The organism is Roseovarius sp. (genome assembly GCF_048262375.1).
Classification (GTDB): Bacteria; Pseudomonadota; Alphaproteobacteria; order Rhodobacterales; family Rhodobacteraceae; genus Roseovarius.
In genome coordinates this window covers 182,979-192,828 of sequence record NZ_JBLXFE010000007.1, presented here as the reverse complement: position 1 = coordinate 192,828, position 9,850 = coordinate 182,979, and the positions used below count along the sequence as shown (strand labels likewise).

Here is a 9,850-nt window from a genome sequence, read left to right as displayed (position 1 = left end):
CTCAGGCTCAGGCTCAGGCTCAGGCTCAGGCTCAGGCTCAGGCTCAGGCTCAGGCTCAGGCTCAGGCTCAGGCTCAGGCTCAGAAAGGTTGAACAACTCAGGGAACGCGGCAAGCACCGCGTCTTCGCCCTCTGGCCAATCCGGGTTGAGGGGCACAGAGCCAAGCTCAATCGCCTCGGCTTCCTGCTCGGCCTCCTGCTCTTCGGCCGCCCGGCGGGCGGCGCGGCGGCGCATGTAGTCCTCGTGGCGCTTAAAGGTCATCGGCATGCCCCATACCACGGCCCCGCGCCGGGGCGCGTTCCTGTCGGTCTGCTGGGGGTGGCCTGTCCTGCCATTGCAAGGTCTCCTGCCTGTTGTGCCCGGTATGCTGCCAAATTCCGGCAACAATACGACCGAAAAACAATGATTATATGCCCTGCCCGGCGGCTCAGAACCCGATCAGCCCCGCGCGGTCCACCGCCTCTTGCAAGAAGGCCTCGCGCTCTGCCACCGGCTGCCAGCCCAACAGCGCCTTGGGTTTGGCATTATCGAACTGCGCGTAATGCGCCCGCGACCGCCAGTCGCGCAGCGCGGCGCGGCTAACCCCGTGCCGACGCAGCGCATAGGTCTTGAGCATGGATTTCACCGCATCCGCTGCCCACATCGCCGTCAGATTGCCGGAACTCACCCGAACCCGCGCGCCCAGCCGCATGTGAATCGCGTTGAAATAACTGCGTGCCGAGAGCGGCACATCCCCAACGAGGTTAAAGGATTGCCCCGGTGCGGCCATGCTCTCGCCCATGCGGATGAGGGCGTCCGACACATCCCCGATCAGCACGAAGGGCAGCGGATTATCCCCCGATCCCCAGAGCCGCACCGCGCCTGCCCCATGCCAACGCCCGATACCCCAATGTTGCAGTGGGCCACCATGGCCGACCACGATACCGGGCCGCGCGATGCTCAGCGGCAGCCCCTCATCTCGGTGCATCTGCCAGAGCCGGCGCTCGCATTCCGCCTTGGAGCGGGCATAGAGGTTGCGATCGGTCATATCCTGCGCAAAAGGCGTGGATTCGGTGATCACCGCCTGAGGGCTGGACATATCATAAGAGGCAATGGTGCCGGTATAGACGAACCGCTGGACACCCGCCGCCAGCGCCGCCCGGGCGATGCGGTCCGACACGGCCACATCGTTTTGCAGACAGTCCTCCCAGTTCGTGCCAAGCGCGCGGGCGAGGTTATAGACCACCTCTATGCCCTGCATCGCGCGGCTCAGCCCCGCCTCATCCTGCAAGGAAACCGCGCAGGTCTCCACCTGCTCGGGCAGATCATCAAACGGGCCGTGCCGCCCCCGCGACAGCACCCGCACATCCTGACCGCGCGCGACCAGCGCACGCGTGAGATCACGACCGAGAAACCCGGTGCCACCGATCACCAAGGCAGTGGGTTTGGGGGCGCGGCGTGGCTTGGGCACGGCCCATGTTTCGCGGCCCTGATCCGGCATCAGCGCAATCGCTGCCTCAATCGCGCGCATCACGGCCTCAGCCGCCGCGCCGTCAAACCGCGCATCCAGCGGCTTGCCCTCTCGAATGGCGGTGTAAAACGCCTCGAACGTGCCGGCAAAGCTCAGCGCATAGGGCGATTTGCGGTTGAGTGAGGTCAGGTGCCGCGCCGCATTGACCACCCCCTCGCGAAAAGACCCCCATGCGGCGCCCATCTGGCGCAGAAACGGGTTGAGCACCAGCTCGGCGGTGTTCTCATGACCAACGGTCAGCACATCGGCGGCATAATCCAGCCGCGCGCTACCCGAAGAGCCACGCAGCGTAAGCGCGCGGTCATCCACGCTCTCGACCAGCTGCAGGTTGAACGCAATATCCACGCCCCCCGCCTCTGCCATGATCCGCCAGCTTTGCGGGCGCTCCCCCGCCCCCGGCAGGCTGACGGGTTTGCTCAGATGCAAGCCGGTGACGGTGACAGCGCCAAAGAGATCATGGGCAAAGGCAAAAAGATGCGGCCCAAGTTCCAGCAGCAGATTGCGCGGCTCGCGCAAGAGCCAGAGCCCATAAGGCCCTGACCGCAACGGGGCAAGCGGCAGGGCCCATGTGATCTCGGCGCTGGAAATCCGTCCCAGTTCTCCCCGCTCGATCTGGGTTTTGAGGCGCTGATAGCCGGGCAGCCCGAGAAAATTGTGACCGGCGGCAAAATGACGTCCCGCAGCGCGGGCAACGCTGGCAATTCCGGCAGTGTCCGCGCCCGAGAGCGCGACCGGCTTTTCCACCAGCACATGCAATCCTGCCGCCAGACATTTGCGCGCTAACACCGCATGACTGTCAGGCGGGGTCAGGATATGCACCGCCTCAACCGCGCCCGAGGCGATGAGCGCATCCAGATCGCTGAACGCGCGCACGCCCTGCGCCGTCGCCAACCCTTCGGCGGCAGCGGCCGACAGATCACAGACCGCCGCCAGCCGCGCGCCCGGCACCAGCTTTAGCGCTTCGGCATGCCAGCCTGCGATATAGCCCGCGCCGATCAGTCCGACGTTGATCACCTTATCCGCCATTCAATTCACTCACTTGTATTCAATGATCCGCATCGCCGCGCCGCGCCGTTTGCGCGCGTGATAGGTCAGCATGCCGATCAGGTTTGGAAATTTCGAAAGGGTCAGGAAAACGGCGTGATGCAGGGCCTGTGGCATGGGCATTGCCTCACGTCTCAGCCCCTGCACCGACTTCGCATAGGACAGCCCATAGGCGGCGAGAACCAGCACCAGCAGCGGCCACCAGACCAGCCCCACCAAGGCCAGTCCCGGCAACAGCAGACCGTAAACCCAGACGCGCAGCCGCTCCCGTGCGAAATAACCCGGGTGCATGTCCCCAACCTGCGCAAAGCCATGGCCAGAGCGCACCGCGCGCCGCCACCATTGGCCAAAGGTCCGCATCGCGGCATCGTGCCGGGTCATCGGTTCAGCCAAGCGGTGCATCCGCCAGCCCGCCTTGCGCAACCGCTGACAGAATTCGTCATCCTCGGCGGCGATCACCGTGCCGTCAAAGCCGCCCGCCTGCTGATAGGCCGCAACCCGCACCATCATATCGCCACCACAGGTGGTGATGTCGCCTGCCGGGCGGTGCCATTCGTGATTGCAAAGCGCATTATAGACCGACGCCTCGGGATGGATTTCTGACCGCCAGCCGGTGACAAGCCCGATACTGTCCTGCGCCCTGAGCGTGGCCACGGCGCGGTCAATCCAGCCCGGCACCACGATGCAATCGCCGTCGATGAACTGCACCGCGTCGGGCAGATCATCCCCAAGCGCCTGAAACCCCGCATTACGCCCTCGTGCGGCGGTAAAGGGCGTGGCCGCGTCCAGGTCCACCACCTCGGCCCCGGCCGCGCGCGCCGCCGCCACGCTGTCATCGGTCGAGCCGCTATCGACATAAACCAGCCGAAGCCCCTGCCCGCTGAGCGAGGCAAGGCTCGCCACCAGCCGCGCGCCCTCATTGCGTCCGATCAGGACAACCGCCACCCTCATTCCCGTCCCTCCGGTCTGAGGGACGCGGGCGGCGTGTCCGTGGCATAGCCCTCAAAGAGTGTGGCAAGCCATGCCGCCTCCGTGTCCGAGGCAAACTCGGTCATCACCCGCGCGTGCCCCGCCTTGCCCATATCGCGGCAGAGATGCGCGTCACAGAGCAACCGCGCCAGGGCCACCCGCAACGCATCGGCATCACCGGGCGGCACCAACAGACCGCTGACCCCGTCCTCGACCAATTCCGGCACCCCGGCAATTCGGGTTGTGACCACTGGCAGGCGCGCCGCCATCGCCTCCATCAACACGACCGGCACGCCTTCGGCAAAACTGGGCAGCACGAGAGCAGTGGCGCGGCCCAAAAGCTCTGCCACCTCGGCCTGCGATCTGTAGCCTGCAAAGGTCAGATGGTCGCTCAGCCCAAGATCGCGCGCACGCGCTTCGAGCGCCGCGCGTTCCGGCCCGTCGCCCACCAGCGTAAGGTGCAGAGCGCCGTGATCCGCGATCAGCTCGCGGACCGCCTCAAAGAGCACCGGCACCCCCTTGACCGCGGCAAGCCGACCCACAAAAACCAGATGTGCGGCGGCCTCGGGCGCCGCCCCGTCATAGCGCGCGGGATCGACCCCGCAATGCACGATATGCAGCTTGTCCCAATCCTTGGGCGCGCAAAAGGCCATCGCCTGCGAGCGGCAAAAATGGCTGATGCAGGCGACAAACCGTGCGCGGGCGATTTTTTCGTCCAGCCGCCAGCGATAAGGCTCATAAAAGATATCCGGCCCATGCAGGGTGAAACTATAGGGAATGCCCGACATTTCCGACATGAGCATCGCCACGGTGCAGCTCGATTTGGCGATATGATTGTGCAGATGAGTCAGGCCGCGCACCCGCAAATGGTGCGCCAGCACGGCGGCCTCAGCCAGATAGATAAACTGGTAGAGCGTGGCCTTGATCCCGCCGGGGCTGGTCCGCCACGCCAGCCGCATGGCCCGCAACCACGCCCCCGGTCTGCGCCATGCCGCCAGATGCGCCGAGATCAGGCGAGGGGCCGAGAGGGCGGCTTCAAGCACATGAAACGTGCCTGCCGCCTCGGCCCGCTGTTCGGGTCCGGTGTGATGCTCTGTCCCGGTGCGACGGATCGAACAGGTCTCGACCGTGAGGCCCCGCGCGCGCAACGCCGCCACTTCGCGCTGGATAAAGGTATCGGTGGCGCGGGGGTATTCCCCCGTCAGATAGGCGATGCGCAGGCTCATGGCGCACCCGCCTGTGCACGGGCCAAAGCGGTGTCGAAATCCTCATGCGGGATCCAGCCCAGCGCCGCCTCTGCCGCCGCGATATCATAGCGGACCGGCATCATCCGTGCGCGCAGCACAGCAGGCCGCAAGAGCCCCGGCAAACGGTTCCCCAGAGGCGAAAGCGCCAAGGCGACCGGATAGAGCAGCCGCCAGTTGAGCGACAGCACATGGCGCGGCCAACCGCTGCGCCGCAGCGCCGCAACATAACGCGCCCGCGTTGGCCGGTCGGCGCCAAGGATATTCAGCGCGCGGCCCTCGCCCGGCGCCTCTGCGGCCAGAACAAAGGCGCGGGCGCAATCGTCCAACGCCACAATCGGCACCTCGCCGCCCCGCTCCAGCAGGATCAGAACCCCGCCCAGCGCCGGGCCCAGAGGCGCGGTCATCACCCGCCCCGGCCCAAGGATCGCGCCGGGGCGCAGGATCGTGTGTTTGAGCCCGCTGTCGCGCAACATGCCCTCTTGCGCCAGCTTGGCGCGGGCATAGGCATCGCGCCGGTGCGGTCGGTCTTCAAGCGGTGTCGCCTCGGTGACAACGCCCCGCGCATCGGCGCTATAGACCACAATGGAACTGGCCAGCACCAGACGCGGCGGGAGGGGCTGCGCCTGCACCGCCGCGATCAGACGGCGCGTCGCCGTCAGCGTGTCACGGTCCTGCACCGACGGATCGCCCGAGAGCGACCCCGCCAGATGGATCACGCAATCGGCCCCCTCCAGCGCGCCCTCCAGATCCCCCGCCGCCAGATCGGCCTCTGCGCGGGTCAGCGCCCGCACCTCATGCCCCCGCGCAACCGCCTCCTTGGCAACGGCACGGCCCAGAAACCCGCCCGCCCCGGTGATAATCAGGCTCAGGCCCATGGCGCGACCTCCATCGGGGCGCAGCGGCTCTTGATTTCCGACACGCCGCATGCGCCCTGAATGGCCAGCGTCACCTCGGTCAGATGCAGCGCCATGGCGTTGCTCAGCCGACAGGCCCGCCCCTCGGCCAGCGCCTGCAACATCTCGGCGGGACCGAGCGCGAAATTCATCGACGCGGCCCCCCAGCGGCCCACCTTGGGATGCGATGGACCCTGCGGACGGATACGCCGCCCTATAGGGAGTTCAATCAACCGCCGCCGCAGCACAAACCGCCTGTGAAACCGCACCGCCGCCGCATTGTCCCAGACCTCAGGCACCTGCAACACGCCCTTGTCGCCAAAAACGCGCAGGCGGTGATCATGGCTCGCGGCAATCGAACAGCTCAGCCGCGCCATGGGTCCATTCTCGAAAAACAGCATCGCCACCGAGACATCCGGCGCCCCGGCCGCGCCGGGTTTGTCGGGAATGACCTCGGACGCGGCGGCAACCACCCGCGTCACGCTGCCGAACATCGCGATCAGCCAACTCAGCACATAGCCTGCATGTTCCAGCGTGCACCCAACCTCAAATTCATCCGCATAGGGCCAGGGCGCGGCGCTCTCACTTTGCCATTTGCGATAAGGGGCCTGCGGGATGAACCCGTCATCCATCTCGGCATAGATCAGCCGGGGCGTGCCCGCCACACCGCGCCGCACCGCACCGATAAGCACCTGCGCCGCCTCGCCCAGCACCGACGACGGCGCAGAGACCAGCATCAAGCCGCGCTCCTGCGCCAGATCATGCAGCGCCTGCGCCTGCGCCAGCTTCAGCGTCAACGGCTTTTCGCACCACACATGGTGGCCTGCCACAAGACAGGCATGGCTCACGGTATAATGCGCAGCCGGGTTGGTCAGGTTGAGAACCACATCGCCGGGACCAAGCCGCGCCAGCAACGCGTCAAGCGTCGCCTCTGTGTTCAGCGACCAATGCGCCGCAAACGCCGCCAGCCGCGCCGGGTCATGATCATGGGCGGCGACAACGGTGATTTCAGGGTGCGCCGCCAGTGAGCGCATGTAGAGATCGGCCACGAATCCACAGCCCACCAGCGCCACGCGCCCGAGCCCTGCCCTCTGGCCTCCACCTTTTTGCCCGTCTGCCTGCATTATTGCCTCTGTTTCACGATCCTGAATAATCACGGGATCATGGCGACAATCAGACCATTTCCCTACAGTTTCAAGCCTTTGCCTGACCCTAACGTGCCACGGGCGCAAATCCTTGCAGTCTCGCCGCCAAAGCCCCGCAATTTTGCCCTAGTCTTACCATGCGCTGCAGTAGATATATTATATGTGCCGCAAATGTCGCAGGGGGATCGGGTGGAATTCCACATTCAGGATCAGGTGATACGAATTTCACCGCGCGAGAGCGTGGAATTGCTGGCCGTCCTATCTCAACGTCTGCGCACTCAAGAGGGCTTCGCGCTGGCCACTCTCAACCTTGATCATCTGGTAAAACTGTACAGCGATCCGGCGTTTGTGGTGGCCTATACGCGGCATGATCTTGTGGTCGCGGATGGCAATCCGGTGGTCTACCTGTCGCGTCTCGCACGGCGCCCGGTCGGACTGGTGCCGGGGGCCGATATGGTGGTGCCGATGATGCAGCTCGCGGCTGAGACGGGAACGCGCGTGGCGCTGGTAGGCGGCACCGAAGCGACCTTGCACGCCGCCGCAGAGCGGCTGTGCGCCTGCGTGCCGGGGTTACAGGTGGTCGCCCGGATCGCACCGCCCATGGGGTTCGATCCGATGGGACCGCAGGGCGAGGCGGTCATCGCACAACTGCGCGCCTCTGGTGCGGGGCTGTGCCTGTTGGCGCTCGGCGCCCCCAAGCAAGAGATGCTCGCCGCCCGCGCCCATGCCGCCCTGCCCCAGATGGGATTTGCCAGCGTCGGAGCGGGGCTGGATTTCATCGCCGGGACACAGTTGCGCGCGCCGCTCTGGGTACGGCGCATTGCGTTTGAATGGCTGTGGCGGATGCTCTCCAACCCACGCCGCATGATGCCCCGCTATGCGCGCTGCGCCGCTATTCTGCCGGACCTGATGGCTGGCGCGTGGCGCTTGCGCGGCTGACCGCCTGTCGATGCGGCCCAAAAAGCGCCGCCACCCCAAGGATCACGCCTGACACCGTGGCAATCATGCCCGCCGCACTGACCGCATTGCCATAGCCAAGCCAGATCGGGCCATAACCGGCCAGCACATACCCCAGCACCGCCGAGAGCATGGCAAACGCCACGCTCCACGCCACCTGCCGCCCCAACCGGTCTGTCATCAAGCGGGCGCTCGCAGGCGGGCAGATGAACATCGCAATCACGATGATCGAACCCACGGCGTCAAAGGCCGCCACCGCCGCCAGCGCCGCCACCGCCACCAGCGCAAAGCCCAGCGCGGCGGTTGGGATGCCCATGGCGCGGGCAAAACCCTCATCAAAGGTCGCGAGCGTCAGCGGCCGCCACAACACCGCGATGAACAGCGCGGTGCCAAACACCACCAACCCGATGCGCCCTAATTCGGGCGGCAAACCGGCCAGAGCCACCGGATCGGCCAGCGCGCCCCACCCGTAGCCATCCAGCCAGATCAGGCTTTCCAGATTGCCATAAAGCGCGTGTTGCACATCAAGATGCACCCCCGAGGCCGCAGTTTGTTCAAGAAGCAAGACCCCCGCCGCGAACATCGCGGTAAAGACCACGCCCATCGCCGCCCCCGGCTCGATCCGGCCCAGACGGCGAATGACCTCGATCAGCGCAACAGCGACCAAGGCCGCCGCCGCCGCCCCCAGCATCATCGGTCCGGTCGCCACCATGCCGGTCACGAGAAACCCCGCGACGATGCCCGGCAGCACCACATGGCTGATCGCATCGCCAATCAGCGCCTGCCGCCGCAACAGCAGGAAATTCCCCGGCAGCGCGCAGGCCACCGCCGCCGCCATGCCAATCAGCAGCGGCGTGAGCGACAGCATGACAAAATCCTGCCCCATCAGCGGCGTCCCTCCGGGCCCAGCCCCCGGTCGAGGGCCGTGATCTGATCGGTGGTCAGCACCTCCTCCAGCGGAGTGAGGCCGTCATACCGTGCCGCCGCCGCCTCGAATTGCGGGTCCGAGCGCAGGAGGTGCCAGCGGCGTTCATCCAGCCGCGCCCGTGCAGCCATGGCGCGCCCCGCTTCGGTCGCGACCCCATCGGCGCGCGCCAGACCGGCCCGGCGCATCAGCCGCAGGGTCAACGGCTCATACACCGGCTGCCCCGCGGCCAGCGCCAACAGCCCCTGTCGCAAATGTACGCGGCGCTGAAACCGCAAATGCCGCATCGCCGCCGCCAGAACACCGCGCCCCGGCGCCATGAAGAGCGACACCCCAAAGAGCGCAAAGGCCGCCAGCACAATCAGCGGCCCGGTCGGCAGGTCCGGCGCCGTGGCCGAAACCGCCGCCCCCAGATAGCCCGAAATGCCGCCAATCGCCCCCGCGATCAGCACCACATGCCCCGCGCGCTCAGACCAGAACCGCGCCGCCACCGGCGGGATGATCAGCAGTGCCACGATCAGGACCAGCCCCACCACCTTGAGCCCGGTCACGGTAATGGCCAGCGCCAGCCCCATCATCGCCAGATCGACAAGGGCCAGACGCATCCCCTGCCCGACCGCATAGTCGGGATCGAACGCCACAAGGATCATCGGGCGGTGCAGCAGACGCACCAGCGCCAGCACCACAGCACCGCCAGCGGCAATCGTCAGCGCCTCATCGCGCAGCATCCCCGCCGTGGCCCCCAGCAAAAAGGTCTCCAGCCCTGCCTGACGCCCGGCGTCCATCACCTGCACCACCGTCAGCAGAACCACGCCAAAGCCAAAGAACACCGACAGCACCGCGCCAATCGCCGCATCTTCATGCAACCGCGTGCGCGTCGTCAGCCACGTCACCGCCAAGAGACCGAAACCCGCCGACAGCGCCGCCCCCAGCATCAGCCCCGGCAAAAACCGGCCCTCGCCGCCCAGCGCCACCATCACCATGAACCCGAGCACGACACCCGGCAGGGTGGCATGGCTGATCGCATCCGACACCAGCGCGCGCTTGCCCAGATAGAGATATGTACCGGTGGCCCCCGCCCCCACGCCCAGCATCATCGCGCCCAGCGTGACCAGCGTGGCGTTATACCCCAGTTGCAGCGTCAGCGCGTCCCAGAGCAT

The 9,850-nt window shown here is 66.4% G+C and carries 9 protein-coding genes; 1 reads left to right on the top strand and 8 read right to left on the bottom strand.

Annotation, left to right across the window (positions count from 1 at the left end; all coding sequences use genetic code 11):
* From ACN0SW_RS10450 to ACN0SW_RS10425, 6 genes are all read right to left on the bottom strand, one after another.
* On the bottom strand, positions 1–261 hold a 261-nt coding region (locus ACN0SW_RS10450), incomplete at its 3' end, for a hypothetical protein (protein WP_417727864.1).
* A gap of 166 nt (positions 262–427) precedes the next feature.
* Positions 428–2,536: an NAD-dependent epimerase/dehydratase family protein gene (locus tag ACN0SW_RS10445; RefSeq protein WP_417727863.1), complete on the bottom strand. Its 2,109-nt coding sequence runs from the start codon at positions 2,534–2,536 to the stop codon at positions 428–430.
* Between the two features lie 9 nt (positions 2,537–2,545).
* Complete coding sequence (locus ACN0SW_RS10440) at positions 2,546–3,505, bottom strand: glycosyltransferase (protein WP_417727862.1); 960 nt, start codon at positions 3,503–3,505, stop codon at positions 2,546–2,548.
* Positions 3,502–4,749 (bottom strand): glycosyltransferase, encoded by a 1,248-nt coding sequence (locus tag ACN0SW_RS10435; protein ID WP_417727861.1) that lies wholly within the window; start codon positions 4,747–4,749, stop codon positions 3,502–3,504. The genes ACN0SW_RS10440 and ACN0SW_RS10435 overlap by 4 nt, the downstream gene beginning before the upstream one ends.
* Positions 4,746–5,645, bottom strand: a complete 900-nt coding sequence (locus ACN0SW_RS10430; RefSeq protein ID WP_417727860.1) for an NAD-dependent epimerase/dehydratase family protein — start codon at positions 5,643–5,645, stop codon at positions 4,746–4,748. The genes ACN0SW_RS10435 and ACN0SW_RS10430 overlap by 4 nt, the downstream gene beginning before the upstream one ends.
* Positions 5,636–6,787: a Gfo/Idh/MocA family protein gene (locus ACN0SW_RS10425; RefSeq protein ID WP_417727859.1), complete on the bottom strand. Its 1,152-nt coding sequence runs from the start codon at positions 6,785–6,787 to the stop codon at positions 5,636–5,638. Before ACN0SW_RS10425 ends, ACN0SW_RS10430 begins: the two co-directional genes overlap by 10 nt.
* Positions 6,788–6,997: 210 nt before the next feature.
* Between ACN0SW_RS10425 and ACN0SW_RS10420 the strand changes: the two genes are divergently transcribed.
* The gene (locus ACN0SW_RS10420; protein WP_417727871.1) at positions 6,998–7,747 is read left to right on the top strand and encodes a WecB/TagA/CpsF family glycosyltransferase; all 750 of its coding nucleotides are present in this window, start codon (positions 6,998–7,000) and stop codon (positions 7,745–7,747) included.
* Here ACN0SW_RS10420 and ACN0SW_RS10415 read toward each other — a convergent pair.
* Both ACN0SW_RS10415 and ACN0SW_RS10410 read right to left on the bottom strand, forming a co-directional pair.
* Positions 7,701–8,651, bottom strand: coding sequence for a metal ABC transporter permease (locus tag ACN0SW_RS10415; protein ID WP_417727858.1), 951 nt, complete (start codon positions 8,649–8,651; stop codon positions 7,701–7,703). The two genes, ACN0SW_RS10420 and ACN0SW_RS10415, sit on opposite strands and share 47 nt — an antisense overlap.
* A complete protein-coding gene (locus ACN0SW_RS10410) occupies positions 8,651–9,850 on the bottom strand; it encodes a metal ABC transporter permease (RefSeq protein WP_417727857.1) in 1,200 nt (399 codons plus the stop codon). The genes ACN0SW_RS10415 and ACN0SW_RS10410 overlap by 1 nt, the downstream gene beginning before the upstream one ends.